12 protein-coding genes and 1 riboswitch are annotated in these 16,742 nt (G+C 65.4%); of the genes, 1 reads left to right on the top strand and 11 read right to left on the bottom strand.

The genetic code is table 11. The annotated features are described in order from the left end of the window. Positions 1–625 precede the first annotated feature (625 nt). The 11 genes from H2Z84_RS18360 to cbiB all read right to left on the bottom strand — a co-directional run bounded on the left by H2Z84_RS18360 (position 626) and on the right by cbiB (position 15,145). Positions 626–1,384, bottom strand: a complete 759-nt coding sequence (locus tag H2Z84_RS18360) for a cobalamin biosynthesis protein (protein WP_181837234.1) — start codon at positions 1,382–1,384, stop codon at positions 626–628. Continuing rightward, positions 1,381–2,220, bottom strand: coding sequence for a precorrin-4 C(11)-methyltransferase (gene cobM, locus H2Z84_RS18365; protein ID WP_181837235.1), 840 nt, complete (start codon positions 2,218–2,220; stop codon positions 1,381–1,383). The genes H2Z84_RS18360 and cobM overlap by 4 nt, the downstream gene beginning before the upstream one ends. Further along, a complete protein-coding gene (cobI, locus tag H2Z84_RS18370) occupies positions 2,217–2,948 on the bottom strand; it encodes a precorrin-2 C(20)-methyltransferase (RefSeq protein WP_181837236.1) in 732 nt (243 codons plus the stop codon). Before cobI ends, cobM begins: the two co-directional genes overlap by 4 nt. Continuing rightward, on the bottom strand, positions 2,941–4,095 hold the full coding sequence (gene cbiD / locus H2Z84_RS18375; protein WP_181837237.1) for a cobalt-precorrin-5B (C(1))-methyltransferase CbiD: 1,155 nt from the start codon (positions 4,093–4,095) through the stop codon (positions 2,941–2,943). Before cbiD ends, cobI begins: the two co-directional genes overlap by 8 nt. Beyond that, entirely contained in the window at positions 4,092–5,663 is a 1,572-nt protein-coding gene (locus H2Z84_RS18380; RefSeq protein ID WP_181837238.1) for a precorrin-8X methylmutase, read from the bottom strand. Before H2Z84_RS18380 ends, cbiD begins: the two co-directional genes overlap by 4 nt. Beyond that, positions 5,660–6,400: a cobalt-precorrin-7 (C(5))-methyltransferase gene (locus H2Z84_RS18385; RefSeq protein ID WP_258869497.1), complete on the bottom strand. Its 741-nt coding sequence runs from the start codon at positions 6,398–6,400 to the stop codon at positions 5,660–5,662. Before H2Z84_RS18385 ends, H2Z84_RS18380 begins: the two co-directional genes overlap by 4 nt. Positions 6,401–6,410: 10 nt before the next feature. After that, a complete protein-coding gene (locus tag H2Z84_RS18390; RefSeq protein WP_181837240.1) occupies positions 6,411–8,357 on the bottom strand; it encodes a putative cobaltochelatase in 1,947 nt (648 codons plus the stop codon). Next, a complete protein-coding gene (locus H2Z84_RS18395; protein WP_181837241.1) occupies positions 8,354–12,514 on the bottom strand; it encodes a cobaltochelatase subunit CobN in 4,161 nt (1,386 codons plus the stop codon). Before H2Z84_RS18395 ends, H2Z84_RS18390 begins: the two co-directional genes overlap by 4 nt. Continuing rightward, positions 12,511–12,840, bottom strand: a complete 330-nt coding sequence (locus H2Z84_RS18400) for a (2Fe-2S) ferredoxin domain-containing protein (protein ID WP_181837242.1) — start codon at positions 12,838–12,840, stop codon at positions 12,511–12,513. Before H2Z84_RS18400 ends, H2Z84_RS18395 begins: the two co-directional genes overlap by 4 nt. Before the next feature lie 162 nt (positions 12,841–13,002). Beyond that, positions 13,003–13,182: riboswitch (cobalamin riboswitch) on the bottom strand. Between the two features lie 42 nt (positions 13,183–13,224). Further along, positions 13,225–14,211, bottom strand: coding sequence for a threonine-phosphate decarboxylase CobD (gene cobD / locus H2Z84_RS18405; protein WP_181837243.1), 987 nt, complete (start codon positions 14,209–14,211; stop codon positions 13,225–13,227). Further along, entirely contained in the window at positions 14,204–15,145 is a 942-nt protein-coding gene (gene cbiB, locus H2Z84_RS18410; RefSeq protein ID WP_181837244.1) for an adenosylcobinamide-phosphate synthase CbiB, read from the bottom strand. Before cbiB ends, cobD begins: the two co-directional genes overlap by 8 nt. Before the next feature lie 113 nt (positions 15,146–15,258). Here cbiB and H2Z84_RS18415 point away from each other — a divergent pair, with 113 nt between their 5' ends. After that, a complete protein-coding gene (locus H2Z84_RS18415) occupies positions 15,259–16,722 on the top strand; it encodes a cobyric acid synthase (RefSeq protein WP_181837245.1) in 1,464 nt (487 codons plus the stop codon). Positions 16,723–16,742: the final 20 nt, after the last annotated feature.

The following is a 16,742-nucleotide window of genomic DNA, read 5'->3' on the forward strand; positions in this document are numbered from 1 at the left end:
AGGCGGGGCCTGCCAAAAGTTTGTCTGGGCAATGCGTGGTGCGCATTGCGGATGCAAAGCCTGTTTTTACTTGGTAATGGCAAGCCGATTTTCATCCAGCCCCACTACGTTTAACTTCGCGGGTCTCGCCCCGCCGTCGAGGTACTTTGCTTTTGCTTCGCCAAAAGAAAGTACCCAAAGAAAAGGCGAGCCGCAGCGCGTCGAATTCCCGCCCCAGCTGCACCGCTCAGGGCGCGGCCGGAACTTGCGGCGCGCTAACGTCGCGCCGCTTCAGACAGCCGACCGCTTAAGACCCTGGGCGGCACGTCTGCGTCGGCTCTCGCTGACGGGGCTAGGGCTGCGTTGGAGTTGTTATTTCAACTTGCCAACAGCTGCGATTACATAACTGCTTCTATGGCTGCTTTGGCGTTCTCGGAAAACCAAGCCTCTAGCAACATCATTTACCTTTCAAAAATCATCCACCGCACCAACGCGCCCACTGGGCCCTGTCGGGCAGCCGCAGGCCATGCTTGTGGGGTGGCCTTGGAGGTGAAGGAGGGCTTGGCCAGGCAAGCCCTCTTTCCCGTCCGCCGCGCGGAAGCGGCACTTAAATCATCATCCGCGTCAGCGGATACAAAGCATTCTTTCACTCCATTACAGCTAAAAAACCATCCTCCACCACCGCCACCGTCACCCCCTCACACGCCATCTTCGGCAGCAGCAGCCGCCCGCGCGGGCTGGCAATCAGCGCGCAGGGTTCGCATACCCCGTCCACGCCCACATTCTGCTGTACCCAGGCGGAGGGCTGGTCGGTCCAGCCACGGGCGGCCACGTCGGCACGGGCAATCACCCGCAAGGGCAGGTCGTGGCGGGCGCAGAACTCCAGCAGGCCTGCTTCATCGGCCTTCAGGTCGATGGTGGCTACCTCGCGCACTTCGCTGAGGCTGCGTCCAGCCAGTGCCTGCAACACAGCCTGTTCGATGGCGTCGGCGCTTTTGCCACGGCGGCAGCCTATGCCCAGCGTCAGCGGCTTGAGTGCTTCGGTTGCCGTGGTGATGGCCGGAGTGGCAGCGGTGAGGCGGGCGACGTGGTAGGCCAGCGCATTGGCACCACCTTCGTGGCCGGACAGCAGCGGGATGGCAAAGCGCGCGGCTTCGTCCAGCACCACCACCGCCGGGTCGGTGAGTTTGCTTTGTGGCAGGCCATCCAGATAGCGCACGGCAATGCCGCTGGCCATCAGCAATACCCATTGGCGGTGCTGGTGGAAAACGGCGGCAAACTGCTGGCGTGCGTTGTCATCCGGCTGCTGCCAGGGTTGGTAGACGGTGGCGTCCAGCGCGGCGGCCAGTTGCCGCGCCAGCGGCAGGGCCGATTCGCGCACGGTCCAGATGGCGGTGTGGCTCACGAGGCTTCCTGCTCCGGGTCCTGCTCCGATTGTTCCGCCAGTTCCGGCTTGCGTTTGCTCGGGCGCGGGGTTTTGCGGTCGCTGCCATCACGGAAAATATGAGTGAAACCAGCCGCGTACAGGCTGGATTCCACCCCGCCTTCGCGCGACAGCGCCGCACCCACCAGCAACAGGGTGGTGAGCAACCAGTCTTTCTGTTTCACCTCTTCCAGCAGCCTGCCCAGCGTGCTGCGGTGGATAGACTGGTCCGGCCAGCTGGCGCGGCGCACCAGTGCCACCGGGGTATCCGGCGGGTAGTGCAGCAGCAGGTCGGCCACGGTGTATTTCAGCCGTTGGCCGGACAGGAAGATGCACATGGTGGCCTGGTGTTCGGCAAAGCGGGCGATGGATTCCAGCTCCGGCACCGCGCTGGCACGGCCGGAGACGCGGGTGAGGATAATGGATTGCGAGATGGCCGGGCGGGTCAGCTCGCTGCCCAGTGCGGCTGCGGCAGCGGTGAAGGAGGACACGCCGGGGACGATTTCATATTCAATACCCAGTGCTTCCAGCCGGCGCATTTGTTCGGCAGTGGCGCCGTAGATGGCCGGGTCGCCGGAGTGCAGCCGCGCCACGTCGATATTGGCGGCCTGGGCGCGGCGGTAGCAGTCTTCCTGCTGGTCCAGCGACAGTTCGGCGGTGTCCAGAATCTCCGCCCCCGCGCTGCAATGTTGCAGCATGTCGGTGGGTACCAGCGAACCGGCGTACAGCACCATGCCGCAACTACCCAGCAGGCGCGCGCCGCGCAGGGTGATCAGGTCGGCGGCACCGGGGCCGGCACCAATGAAATAGACTTTCATGAATGACGTTTCTCTCTCGCCTGACGGCGGATCAGCATGGTGGCCAGATAACCGCTGGCCGAGGCGTCCAGCTGGCTGACATCCGGACAGAGGATTTCATCGGACAGGCCGATGCGGCGGGCGAAGGCGCAATACTGGGCAATGCCCAGCCGCGCCAGCAGGGCCAGCACGTCCGGCAGACGCTGGCCGATTTTCATCAGCACCACGATGTCATGGCTGGCGATGTCCGCTTCCAGCGCGGCCATATCGTCCGGGCAGGGCAGAATCAGCATGCGTTCCTTGCCTTCACCCAGCGGCCAGGACAGCGCCGAGGCGGTGGCGGCAAAGCTGGTAACACCGGGAAAAGTGGTGTGGGCCAGGCCGGGCAGGCGTTCGCGCAGCGCGGCCAGCAGATAGCCGTAGGTGGAGTAGGTCATGCTGTCGCCGATGGTGAGATAGGCCACGTTATGGCCTTGCTCCAGCTCGGCAGCCACGCTGGCGGCCAGCGTGGCGTAGTGGTCGGCCAGCAGGCTGCGGTCCGGGTCCATGATGAATTCCACGTCACGGAATTTGCTGGCGTCGACGGGCAGGCCGGCCAGACATTGCTGTGCCACCGATTGCTCGCTGCCGCGCGCGCGCGGCAGGTAGATGATGTCGGCCTGCTGCAATGCCTGCAGCGCAGCCACCGGTATCAGCCCGGCCTGGCCCGGGCCTACGCCCACGCCAATGAAATGTCCCAGTTCACTCATGTGTGTCTCCGGCGGCTGCGCCCAGCGGCGTGCCGTCCATGCTGAACAGCCGCACTGCCACGCGGCGGGCGCTGGGCAGTCGGCTGTGCATGCGGGTGGATACCCGCTGTTCTATCTCCATCCAGAAGGCTTGCGCCTGCGGATGGCCTTGCAATATCTGCACGATGTTTTCCACCGTATTGGCCTGGCGGATGGCCTGTACCAGCTCCATGCTCAGGCCCAGTTCCTGCGCCAGTTGTGCCACATCGCCCATGGCCATGCCGCTTTTGCCTGAGTGGGTGTCCCATACTGTGGGGTCCAGCAGCTTGGCCAGCTTGCCGGGGTGGCCCAGCACCCACAGCGTGTCCAGCTCGCGGCCTTGTTCCTGCAGGATGGCCTCGGCCTGTTCCAGCGAGCTGCCGACAAAGTTGGCAATCTGCACCACCTGTTTTTTCGGCAGGCCCAGCACGTCGGCGGCATAGCCACGGCCTATCTTGCCGGGGGTGAAGGCGATGGCGGCAGGCAAATCACCCAGCGCCACGCGGATATACACTTCGATGGAGGCCATCCACGCGGCCAGTGACATCGGCTCGACAATGCCACTGGTGCCGAGGATGGAAATGCCGCCGACGATGCCCAGCATCGGGTTGAAAGTGCGCTTGGCAATGCGCCCGCCCTCCACGCAGCCGATGGCCAGATCAAAACCGGGGTCGGCACGGCCAGCCAGCACCTCGGCCACCGCCCACTGCATCATCTGCCGTGGTACCGGGTTGATGGCCGGTTCGCCCGGTGGAATGCGCAGGCCGGGCAGGGTGACCGTGCCCACGCCTTCGGCAGCGATAAAGCGCAGCTGGCCGCTGCCATTGCGCCGTACCTGGGCAAAGATGGTGGCACCGTGGGTGTTGTCCGGGTCATCGCCACCGTCTTTCAGCACTTCGGCGCACGCAGTGTGTTCATCCAGCAGGTCCACCGCCTGGATGGGTACGCTGAGGTAGTAGTCCGGGTCGGGCAGGCTGATGTCCACTTCACTGGCGCGCACCCCGTCCAGCAGGCAGGCCAGCGCGGCTTTTACTGCCGCCGTGGCACAGCTGCCGGTGGTGCGACCACGGCGCAGGCCGTTGGGGGCCGGCACCGTCAGGTCGTAGGGGACGCGCCGTTCGTGGCTCATGCCTCTGGCGCTGCCTGTTGCTGCTGGTAAACATGGCCGATGGCGTCAATCATCAGCGCATTGACGATGGTGGCCGCCCACGGCGAGCCGCCACGGGTGCCGCTATTGGTGATGCGCGGCACTTGCAGCAGGCCGCGCAGTGCGTCCTTGCATTCGCGGGTGCCGACAAAGCCCACCGGCAGGCCCACTACCAGCTGCGGCCGCCAGCCGTGTTCGCGCACCAGCCGCACCAGTTCCATGATGGCGGTGGGCGCGTCGCCAATGGCGACGATTACGTCATTGCCAAACTTTTCCCAGGCGCGGCGGATGCCGGCAGCGGAGCGCGTGAGGCCGTGGGCCTCGGCCAGCAGATAGGTTTCCGGGTCGTGCACGCCGCACCAGGTTTCCACTTCCAGCTGTTGCAGCACCGCGCGCTTGAGGCCGGTTTCCACCATGGTGACATCGGTGACGATGCGGCGGCAGCGCAGCAGGGCGCGCATGCCGATGTCGGCCGCGCCGGGCGAGAAAACCAGCTCGTCCACGCTGCTGAAATCACCGGTGGTGTGTACCAGCCGGTGCAGCGCGGTGTGCTGTTCTGCCGGAAAGGCCGACCAGTCACGCCCCTCGCGGATGATGCACATGCTTTCCGCCTCGATGGGGTGCGGCACATAGGGCGGCCAGGCGGGTGTGGCGGCTGGGGTGTTGTCCTTGGCCAGCAGGCCGCGCACCTTGCCGTGATGGCCTTGTTGCGGCGTGCCCACTTGCTGCTCGAAACCGATGATCTGCACCCGGTATTTGCACAGCGAGCAGTTCATGCTGGCGCGGCCTTCCACGCCTTCCTGCGCTCGCTCCAGAAACACCTCGGCCACATGCTCGTGCACGCCCAGATACGGCGCGGCCAGTACTTCGATGTCCGGGCAGCGCGCGGCCAGATCGTCCACCGAGCCGTAAATGCGTTTGACCAGCACGCCATCGAACAGGAAGTAAGGCAGCACCACGATGCGCTCAAAGCCCAGCAGGCTGGCCGCTTTCAGGCCATCGGCCACCAGCGGGCGGGCGGTGCCGGAATAGCAGACAAAGGACGCGCCAAAGCCCATGCCTTCTTCCAGCATGCGGGTGAGTTTGGCGATTTCCGAGTTGGCGTCCGGGTCGGTAGTGCCACGGCCCACCACCACCAGACAGCTGTCGCCACGCGCCACGGTGCGCGGCGAGCGGGCTTCGGCCTCGATGATGCGCAGGCGGCACAGCTCCAGCAGGCGCGGGTGCAAGTCCATCGCCGCGCCAAAGTGGAAGGCGGTGTCCGGGTGTTCCTGTTGCAGTGCCAGCAGTTCGCTGGGCATGTCGTTCTTGGCATGGGTGGCGGCCAGCAGCACGCCGGGAGTCATCACCACCGTGTTGGCACCATCGGCAATGGCCTGTGCCACTGCCTGATCGATGGTGGGCGTGGCGAACTCGAGAAAGCCGTGGTAGATGCGGCGCTGCGGTGCACGCTGGCGCATGATGTCCACCAGCGCCATGAATTCGGCGATGCCGGCGGGGTCGCGGCTGCCGTGGCCGGCCAGCACGATGCTGTAATCCTGCGTGCTCATTGCGCCTGCTCCGGCGTGGGCAGATGGCTGGGCTCGATCTGGCTGGCCATCGGCGTTTTGGTGCGGATCAGCATGATGCTCATGTCCGAGCAGCGGTGTTCGGCGCACTCGGCCAGTGTGCCGTGCCATTCGGCCTCGCCACGGGTGAGGTTTTCCCACACTTCCACCTGCTGGTCGGCCGGAATGCCGTTTTCCAGCAGGTAGGTGGCGATATGCCAGGGCATGAAGGAGCGGGCTTCGTCCCAGGGACAGGGAATCACGATGGCATTGCGCTGGTCTTGCAGTACATGCACCAGATGGCGCTTGAACGGGGTGAGGTCGCCACGGCGGTGGAAGGTGATGAAGGTGGTTTCGTCAAAACACACCTTGGCGCGCGAGGCCAATACCTGGGCCGAGGACAGGCCGGGCATGGTTTCCACCGGGTGGCCACAGGCGCGCTCCACCCGTTCCAGATACTGGAAGCCGCTGAAGTGAATGTCACCCATGAACACCACCACACAGTTCTTGCCGGCGTGGTGCAGCTTGGCCACTTCGTCCAGCTGGGCCACCTGGTCGCGGTAGCCCATCTGGATGACTTGGGCGCTGTCCGGAATCAGCGGGCGCACCACGTCGATGACGGCGTTGAAACCGGCCACCACGTCGGCGTTGGCAATGAGCTCGGCCGAGCGGCGTGGCAGGTAACCGATATCGCCGGGGCCTGCTCCGATGCAGATAATCATGTCTGTTCCTTTATGCAGCGCGACGGCATCAGCCCAGTCGCGCCTGAATCGTGATGGTGAGTTGTTCGCTGGACAGCTGCTCGCACGGCAGGTACTCCGCCCGCATGGCTTCGGCCAGTTGTCTGGCGCGGCCCAGCTTCACATAAGCTTGTTCGGTATCCAGCACCAGCGCCGGGATGGCGGCGTCGGCCAGCTCGCCCGCCAGTTGCAGGCTTTGCTGCCACGGGTCGGCATGGTCTTCGCCCAGTGCCACATTGGCACGGCCATCGCTCAGCAACACCAGTAGCGGTGACAGGCCCTGCGCACCCTGACGGCCCAGCGTGCTGGCTGCTAGTTGCAGCGCATGCGGCAGCGGGGTGCGGCCACCGGTGGGCAGGGCGTGCAGCGCCTGTTCGGCCTGTTCCACTTGGCGGGTGGGCGGCAGCACCAGCTCGGCCTGCCGGCCACGGAAGGCGATGACGGCAATCTGGTCGCGGCGCTGGTAGGCGTCTTGCAGCAGGCTGAGCACCGTGCCCTTTACCTGCTCCATGCGCTGCTGGGCGGCCATGGAACCGGAGGCGTCCACCACCAGCACAATCAGGTTGCCCTGTTTTGCCGTACGCACCTTGTCGTGCAGGTCGGCGCGGGTGACAGCAAATTCCGCCGGATTGCGCTGGATGGCATGGCGCAGGGTGGCGTCCAGTGCCAGCGCCTGCGGCTGGGCGTTGGGCACGGCACGCACGCTGTGGCCGCGCCGTGCATTCAGCACCGTGCTGCGGCGGCCGCTGGCTTCGCTGTCGCTGCTGTGGCTGGCCAGGCGGATGGTGCCGATGTCCTGCGGCGCACGGGCGGCGAAAACTTGTTCGCCGCCATTGTCCGGCTGGGCTGGCTCGTCCTTGCTGTCTTCTGTGGGTTTGTCTTGCCGATCGCCTGCTTGCTGGTCATCGCTGGCAGGACTGTCGGCAGGGCTGGCGGGCGGCGGCGGATTTTGTGCTTGCTGCGTCAGCTCGTCCAGCTTGTCCTGATCCAGCCCGCTTTGCTCGAAGGGCTTGCGGCGGCGGCGGTGCGGTAGCACCAGCATGGCGGCGGTGCGGATGTCTTCGGCACTGACCTGTGCCCGGCCATCCAGCGCGGCCAGTGCCCGTGCCGCCTTGTGCAGCACGATGTCGGCGCGCAGGCTGGCCACTTCAAACTCGCAGCACAGCTGGCTGATGAAGTCGAACAGATGATCGCTTACCGTGACGCTGGCCAGCATGGCCTGGGCCTGACGAATCTGCTCCTGCAGCGCGCTGCCCTCGGCCTGCCAGCGGGCGGCAAAAGCCAGCGGGTCGGCTTCGAAAGCCAGGCGGCGACGTACCACCTCGCTGCGGATGGCGGCATCGCGCGGGGCAGCGACGTCCACCATCAGGCCAAAGCGGTCCAGCAGTTGCGGGCGCAGCTCGCCTTCTTCCTGGTTCATGGTGCCCAGCAAGGTGATGCGTGCCGGGTGGCTGATGGACAGGCCTTCCCGCTGCACGGTGTTGACGCCCATGGCGGCCACATCCAGCAGCACATCCACCAGATGGTCGGCCAGCAGGTTTACTTCGTCGATGTACAGCAGGCCACGGTGGGCATTGGCCAGCAGGCCGGGCTTGAAGGCTTGTCTGGCCTGCTTGAGCGCCTGTTCAAAGTCCAGGCTGCCCAGCACGCGGTCTTCGCTGGCTCCCAGCGGCAGGTTGACGAAGGGCACGGCGGCATCTTCCGCCACCGCGTGTTCGCCCTGACAGCAGCTGCATTCGGGCAAGGGGGAGGCCGGGTCGCAGTTGAAGGCACAGCCTGGCACGCGGCGGATGGGCGGCAAAATGGCCGCCAGCCCGCGTGCGGCCGTGCTCTTGGCACTGCCCTTGTCACCACGGATCAGCACGCCGCCTATGCTCGGGTCCACCGCGCACAGCAGCAGCGCCTGCTTCAGTTGTTCCTGACCGACGATGGCGGCAAACGGATAAATCTGTTTCATGGGCGGCCTTGCGGATGTTCGCCACGCGCTTCCAGCATGGCTTCGCTATTCAGATGCAGTTGTTGCAGTGCGGCCAGTGTCTCTGGCTTGGGCTGCTGCCACAGCTGGCGCTGGGCGGCTTCCAGCAGGCGTTCGCTGATGGCATTGAGCGCCCACGGGTTGCTGTCGGCAAAAAACTGCTGCATGGCCGGGTCCAGCGCGTAGCGCGCTGCCAGTTCTTCGTAGACCCAGTCGTCCACCACATGGGCGGTGGCATCGTAGCCGAACAGATAGTCCACGGTGGCGGTCAGTTCCAGCCCGCCCTTGTAGCCGTGCTGCTGGATGCTGGCAATCCACTTGGGGTTGGCCACCCGCGAGCGGAACACGCGCAGCACTTCTTCCTTAAGCCCGCGTACTTGCGGCTGGTCCGGGTTATGGCTGTCGCCAAAGAAGGCACGCGGCTGGCGGCCGGTCAGGCTGCGGATGGTGGCAATCATGCCGCCGTGGTATTGCAGGTAGTCGTCGCTGTCGAAGATGTCGTGTTCGCGATTGTCCTGGTTGTGCAGCGCCACTTCCACGCCGGACAGGCGATGGCGCAGCGCGTCGCGCGCATCTGCCCCTTGTACCTGACGACCATAGGCATAACCGCCCCAGTTGAGGTAGGCGGTGGCGAAGTCGGCGTCGGTCTGCCAGTTCTGCTCGTTGATTAGCGGCAAAATGCCCGCGCCGTAGCTGCCGGGCTTGGCGCCGAAGATGCGCAGCAATGCCGGTTCGGCGGCTTGGTCGGGCAGGGCTTGCAGCAGCTGGTGGCGCATGTCGTCCAGATAGTGTTTGCGCAGGTAGTTGTCGGACGGGTCTTCGTCCAGCATGGCCACCGCCTGTACTGCGTCGTCCACCAGCGCAATCAGCTGCGGGAAGGCATCGCGGAAAAAGCCGCTGATGCGTACCGTGACGTCAATGCGCGGCCGGCCCAGCTCGGCCAGCGGAATCACCTCGATGCCGGCCACGCGGCGGCTTTCCGCCTGCCAGCGCGGGCGTACGCCCAATAGCGCGAGGATTTCGGCAATGTCGTCACCATGGGTGCGCATGGCGCTGGTGCCCCACACGCTGATGCTGACCGATTCCGGATAGCTGCCGGTTTCCTTGCGATGGCGCGCCAGCATTTCATTGGCCAGCTGGCTGCCCACCTGCCAGGCGGCTTGCGAGGGCAGGCCGCGCGGGTCTACCGAATAGAAATTACGTCCGGTGGGCAGGATGTGCGCCATGCCACGGGTGGGTGCGCCGCTGGGGCCTGCTGGCACATAGCCACCGGCCAGACCGCGCAGCAGATTGTCGATTTCCTCGTGGGTGCGCGCCAAATTGGGCAGCAGTTCGCGCTGGATAAAGGCCAGCACCTGTTGCAGGGCCTGGCTGTCACCGGCATGCGGCAGGACGGCGGCAATGATGGCGGGCAGCGGCGAGCTGACCGGGGCCAGCAAGCGTGCCACCAGTTGGCGTGCCAGCTGATTGATATGGTCGATGGCGTCGCTGCGGGTGTGCAGCAGCTGTGGGCTGCTCATTTCCAGCGGGACGGGCAGGTTTTCCAGGCGGCGGCCCTTGTCATCCTGCAATTCATCCCAGTCCACACCCAGCGCTTGCGCCACGCTGGCGGGCAGGCTGGGCACGGCCAGATTGGCCAGGCGTGTGAGGGCGCACAGCATGTCCACCAGCGCCTCGCCTTGCGGGGCCTGGCCCAGGATGTGCAGGCCGTCGCGGATTTGCGCCGCGCCCAGTTCGCACAGATAGCCGTCGATGTCTTCGATCAGGTGGGCCACGTCCACGCCCTCCATCTTGGCCAGCGTCAGCGGCACACCGTCGGCATTCAGCGTGGCGTCCCATTCGTGGGCATGGCCGTGGTCATGGTCATCGTGAGCGTGATGGTGGTGGCCGTGCTCATGATCATGTTGATGGTGGTGATGTGCATGGTCATGCTGGTGATGATCATGCGCGCCATGGCTGTGCGCTGCGCCCTTGGCCACCGGGCGGAACTGCATGCCGCCAGCTTTGGCCGGGCTGGCTGTGGCCGCCTTGGCCGGCTGGCTCAGGCGGTAGCCGGGCTGGGCTGCCTTGGGCGGGTGGGCATGATCATGATCATGTTCGTCATGGTGGTCGTGATGATGGTGACCGTGTTCATGTTCATCATGGTGATGATGGTCGTGCCCCAGCATGGCGGCCAGGTCGCTGTCCAGCTTCGCTTCCTTGATCAGGTCCCAGATTTGCTGCTGCAACAGCGGCAGCTTGTTCGGGTCCAGCATTTCCACCTGGTAGTACTCGTCCACCAGCTGGGTGAGCTGGGCCAGCGGGCCGTAGGTGTCAGCGGTGGTCATCGGCGGGGTCAGGTGGTCGATGATCACCGAATGGGTGCGGCGCTTGGCCTGCGAGCCTTCGCCCGGATCGTTCAGGATGAAGGGGTAGAACATGGGCATGTCGCCCAGCAGCGCGTCGGGGAAGCAGTGTTCCGACACGCCCACACCCTTGCCCGGCAGCCATTCCAGCGTGCCGTGCTTGCCCACGTGGACAATGGCGTCGGCCTGCCATTCGTCGCGCAGCCAGCAGTACAGCGCGTAGTAGTGATGGGTGGGCGGGAGGTCCGGCGTGTGGTAAATGGCGTCCGGGTCCATGCCATAGCCACGCGGCGGTTGCAGTGCGACAAAGGCATTGCCCAGTTCCATGCCGGCAAATACCAGCTGGTCGCCATCGACATATGCCGTACCCGGTGCTGCGCCCCAGCGTTCCAGCATGCGTTGTTGCAGCGGGGTGGGCAGTTCGGCAAACCATTGTTGGTAGCGCGCCAGCGGCACGCGGGCAATGGCCTGGCGCAGTTGGTCGGCACTCAGGTAGTCGGTGTCGTAGCAGCCACGGTCGATCAGGCTGTGCATCAGCGCGTCGCTGCTCTCTGGCAGGGTATTGATGCTATAGCCATTGGCCTGCATCGCCTGCAACAGCGCATACAGCGAGGCGGCGGAATCCAGCCCCACCGCATTGCCCACTTGCGAGGCCTTGCTGTTGGAGTTGGTAAAGATGAAGGCGACCCGCTTGTCGGCAGCCGGGGTGTGCTTCAGCCGCGCCAGCCGGGCGGCAATGCCGGCCAGGCGGCGCATGCGGTCCGGCAGTGGCTGGTAGTCGCTGCTGGCCGGGTCTTCCGGCTTGAAGGATACCGGCACGCCGATGATGCGGCCGTCGAATTCCGGCAGCGCCACATTCATGGCGGTATCCAGCGGGTTCAGCCCGCGTTCGGATTGCTCCCACTGCGCCTGGGTCATGCTGCTGGTGATGGCTTGCAGCACCGGGATGTCCAGTTGTTCGAAGGCTTCCACCGCCCAGCTGGCCTGGGTGCTGCCCTCGGCATTCACTTCGCCCATGGCAAACGAGGTGGTGTTGATCAACACGCAGGGCTGGCCAGCGCGTGGGTCGCGCAGCCATTGCAACGCTGCCGGCAGGCCGCTGTCGTCCTGGCTGCGCAGCGAGGAGGTAAACAGCGGCAACGCGTTGATCTGGCGCTCGGCCAGCATGTCCACCAGCATGTCGATGAAGCGGGTGTTGCCGCTCAGCCAGTGGGCGCGGTAAAAGCTGATGGCTACCGTGGGCCAGCCAGGCTGGCGTATTGCACACCAGTTATCCAGCCAGTCATCCATGCTGCAAGCGTCGGACAGTTCCGGGTGATACAGGCCGTGTTCCGGCAGCGCGGCTGGCAGCAGGTAGCCGTGGCCGGTCAATAGCAGGCGGTCGGACAGATAGCGCATCAGCTGCGCCATATTGCCGCTGCCACCGGCTTGCAGATAGGCATTGGCATCTTGCTGGATGGCAGTGGCCACGGTGCTGAGGCCGGCCAGTTCCGGGTCCGGCTCGCCGGTGCCGCTGAGCACGATCAGCGCCTGGTGGTGAGCGATGGCTTGCTGGCGCAGTGCATCGAAAGCGGGGATGGCCTGCACCCGCCCCAGTACGCGCAGCAACAGGATGCGGGCGCTGGCCAGCGGCCCGTCCAGTAGCTGCTGCATGTGGTGTTCATCGGTGATCTGTTGCAGGGCGATGCCCGTCACCGGGCAGAAATCCTCCGGCCAGTGGGCGCGGCCCAGTGCGGTGAGGTCGGTGCCGGCATGGCTCAGCAGCACGATGCCGCCGTGTGTGTGTTGGCTCATGTGCTGCTTTCACTGCAAACATCGCCCGCGCCCAGGCGGTGGAAAATCAGCGGCTCCACCGGCACATCGCCCTGCAGATGCTCGCTGACAATGCGTTGCACCGCGCTGGCATCTACCTTGCGATACCACACGCCTTCCGGGTAAACCACCATGATGGGGCCTTCCTTGCACACGGCGAAGCAATGACTGCGGGTACGTTTGACTTTGAGGCCGGCGCAGGCGTCGATGGCCTGGCCCAGCTGTTTGAACATGGCCTCGGCCTGCTGGCCGTTTTCGGTGCAGCGCGGACCGGTGCACATCAGCACATGGCGATAGTGCTGTCTCATCGGCGGCATTCCGGCAGGGAAGGGTGGCGTGCCGGTAACGGCTGGCTGGATGAATTCATGGCGGCCCTCAGCTAACGATAGGTCGCCGCAGGCGAGGGCACGGCGCGCCGGCGATGGGCGGCACGGTGCATTCCCCCGGTACACCCCGCCCGGATTCAGCCTGCGTCGACACGGATGACGGCCGGTCTCCTGGCTCGCGCTTCTTTACCCGGCATCGCCTTCCCGGTTGGCCCCGGTGGCATCGTGATGCGGACTCGTCGCTTACAGTTGCGGGGGCAGCTGCGGTGTCTCACCGCATTCCCGTTTCACCCCTGGCGGGGCACCGTCATTGAAGCGCGCATGATACGTGACAACGGGGTAAATGGGAATTCTGCCGTCTGATTTTCAAGGCTTTTCCCATTGCGCCAGTGCAGTTTCCAGCCGCTGCCAGCCGGCTTCGTCCGGTGGCAAGCCCAGGCGCAGGCTGGGGCCGTCAGCAAACTGGCGCACCAGGATGCCGCGCCGCGCCAGCAAATCGAACAAGGTCGGGCAATGCGCCCCGTGCAGCCACTGAAACAGCAGGCTGCCACCGGTCGGGTGCAGGCCGTGGCGGGATAGCAGCTGTTGCAGGCGCTGGCTGTCGGCGGCCAGTTGCCCGCGCATTGCCTGTTGCCAGGCATGGTCTTGCAAGGCCAGTTTCACCACTTCACGCGCCGGGCCGTTGATGCTCCACGGGCCGATGGCCTCGGCCAGTTGTTGCAGCAGGGACGGCCAGGCAAAGACAAAGCCCACCCGCGCCCCGGCCAGGCCAAAGAACTTACCGATGGAGCGCAGCACGATCAGCCCCGGCAGGCCCACCTCATCCAGCAGGCTATGCTGGGGAGTGGCATCCATGAAGGCTTCGTCGATGATCAGCCAGCCGCCGCGGCTGGCCAGCCGGGCGCGCCAGTCCTGTAGCTGTTCGCGGGTAAAGGTGGTGCCGGTGGGGTTGTTGGGGTGGCACAGCAGCAGTACGTCCAGCTGCTCGATGGCGGCATCGATATCTTCCGGCGCATGGCGGCTCAGCCTGTGGCCATGTTGCTCCCAGTGCCAGGGGTGTTCGGCATAGCACAGTGGCAGCATGCCCACCCGGCATGCTGGGCGCAGGCTGGGCAATAGCTGGATGGCCGGCTGCGAGCCGGCTACCGGCAGCAGCAGCAGGCTGCCGTAGTAATCTGCGGCGGCTTGTTCCAGCCCGTCATTATCTTCCGGCAGGCGCTGCCAGCTGCGCGGGCTGATGGCCGGCACCGGCCAGCCCTGCGGGTTCAGGCCGGTGGACAGGTCCAGCCAGTCTGGTACGGCAATGCCGTATTGCGCTGCGGCACGCAGGATGCCGCCACCGTGTTCAAGCATGCGTAAAACTCCAGTTCAGCAAGCCAGCCAGCAAGGCCAGCACCACCCATAGCCACAGGCTGCGCTCTACCAGCGCGATGGCGCGGGCGATGTCCTCGGCCACTGGCGGGCGTTGCAGGCCCAGGGTGGGGCGTTGTTTCAATTTGCCGTGATAGCTGGCGGCACCGCCCAGCAGCACGCCCAGCGCCCCGGCACCGGCGGCCATTACCGGGCCTGCATTGGGGCTGTACCAGGTGGGTGCCTGGGCGCGCCAGCATTGCCAGCCCTGACGGGTATGGCCCAGCAGAATGTAAGTGAGCGCGGTGAGGCGGGCTGGGATCAGGTTCAGCACATCGTCAAAGCGCGCGGCAGCCCAGCCGAAATGCAAAAAGCGTTCGTTGCGGTAGCCCCACATGGCGTCCAGGGTATTGGCGGCGCGGTACAGCACCACGCCCGGTGCGCCCAGCAGCAAAAACCAGAACACGGCGGCAAAAATGGCATCGCTGCCGTTTTCCAGCACCGATTCGATGGTGGCGCGCGCCACGGCAGTTTCGTCCAGTTCGCTGGTGTTGCGGCTGACGATCATCGACACCTTGTAACGGGCCAGCGGCAAGTCACCGGCGCGCAGCGCATCCAGCACCGCCTGGGCATGTTCGCGCAGGCTTTGTGCGCCAATGGCCAGATACAGCAACAAGACCGAGGCCAGCTGGCCCAGCCACGGCAGCCGCGCCAGTACGCAGGCGAGGCCGGTCAGCGGCAGCAGCAACAGGCTGATGCCCAGCACGCCGCGCAGGCGCAGGCGCCACACCGGTTCGGCCTGGGGTGTGGCCGGGTAAAGTGCATGCTCCACCTTGCGTACCAGATAGCCATAGCCCACCAGCGGATGCCAGCGCCGTGGCTCGCCCAGCAGGCGGTCCAGCACGACGGCCAATAACAGAAAAACAGCTGAAATCACGTCACGCGCCTATATAATCGCCGGCTTCGGGGCAGCCGCTTGCCGCGCCGCCCTACCGTTGAAAAAGCGACATTCTAGGGGTCTTCCCGAAAAATTGCGCGCCGGAGAATTGCATGTCTGCCAAAACCATCATGATTCAGGGCACCACTTCGGATGCCGGCAAGAGCACCTTTGCCACCGGCTTTTGCCGTCTGCTGGCACGGCGCGGGCTGCGCGTGGCCCCGTTCAAGCCGCAGAACATGGCGCTGAACAGTGCGGTGACGGTGGACGGCGGCGAGATCGGCCGCTCGCAAGCGGTGCAGGCGCTGGCCTGCGGCGTTGAGCCGCACACCGACATGAACCCGGTGCTGCTCAAACCCAATAGCAACACCGGCTCCCAGCTGATCATCCAGGGCCATGCCGTGGGCAATATGGACGCGGTGTCCTATCACGCCTACAAGCCGGTGGCGATGCAGGCCGTGCTGCAGTCGCATGCCCGTCTCGCCAGCCAATACCAGTGCATCGTGGTGGAGGGGGCGGGCAGCCCGGCGGAAATCAATCTGCGCGAGGGGGACATCGCCAATATGGGCTTTGCCGAGGCGGTGGACTGCCCGGTGGTGCTGGTGGCGGATATCGAGCGTGGCGGGGTGTTTGCCCATCTGGTGGGTACGCTGGAATTGCTGTCCGACAGCGAACGCGCACGGGTGGTGGGGCTGGTGATCAACCGCTTCCGTGGCGATCCGGCCTTGCTGCAATCTGGCGTGGAGTGGGTGGAGCAGCGCACCGGCAAACCGGTACTGGGCGTGCTGCCTTATCTTAATGGCCTGCATATCGAGGCGGAAGACAGCCTGGCGCTGAACCGACCGCAGGGCGCAGCTGCAGCGCAACAGACGCTGCGGGTGGTGGTGCCGGTGCTGCCGCGCATCAGTAATCACACCGATTTCGACCCGCTGCGCCTGCATCCGCAAGTGGAGCTGTTGCTGGTCAAGCCCGGCCAGCCGCTGCCGCCGGCCGACCTGATCATCCTGCCTGGCAGTAAAAGCGTGCGGGCCGATCTGGCCAGCTTGCGCGCCGCCGGCTGGGAGGCCGCCATTGCCCGTCACCTGCGCTATGGCGGCAAGCTGATTGGCATCTGTGGCGGCCTGCAAATGCTGGGCCAGCAGCTGCACGACCCGTTGGGGCTGGAAGGCGAGGCGGGCAGCAGTGCGGGCCTGGGCTGGCTGGAAATGGAAACCACGTTGGCTGCGCACAAGCAACTGACCCGGGTGAACGGCCAGCTGACGCTGGATGGTGCTGCGGTGAGCGGCTACGAAATCCACATGGGGGTGAGCACGGGCGCGGCGCTGGCACAGCCTGCGGTACGTCTGGAAGATGGCCGCTGCGACGGCGCCATCAGTGCCGATGGCCAGATTCTGGCCACCTATCTGCACGGGGTGTTCGATCAACCGGCCAGCCTGGCCGCCCTGCTTGCATGGGCCGGGCTGGCCGCGCCAGAGCCGCTGGACTACCCGGCCATCCGCGAAACGCATATCGAACGGCTGGCCGACATGCTGGAACAGCATCTGGACCTGACGCCGCTGGCTGGCTGGCTGCCCTGAGCGCGGGGCCTGATCTAGAG

The organism is Aquitalea aquatica, from assembly GCF_013911085.1.
GTDB classification, from domain to species: domain Bacteria; phylum Pseudomonadota; class Gammaproteobacteria; order Burkholderiales; family Chromobacteriaceae; genus Aquitalea; species Aquitalea aquatica.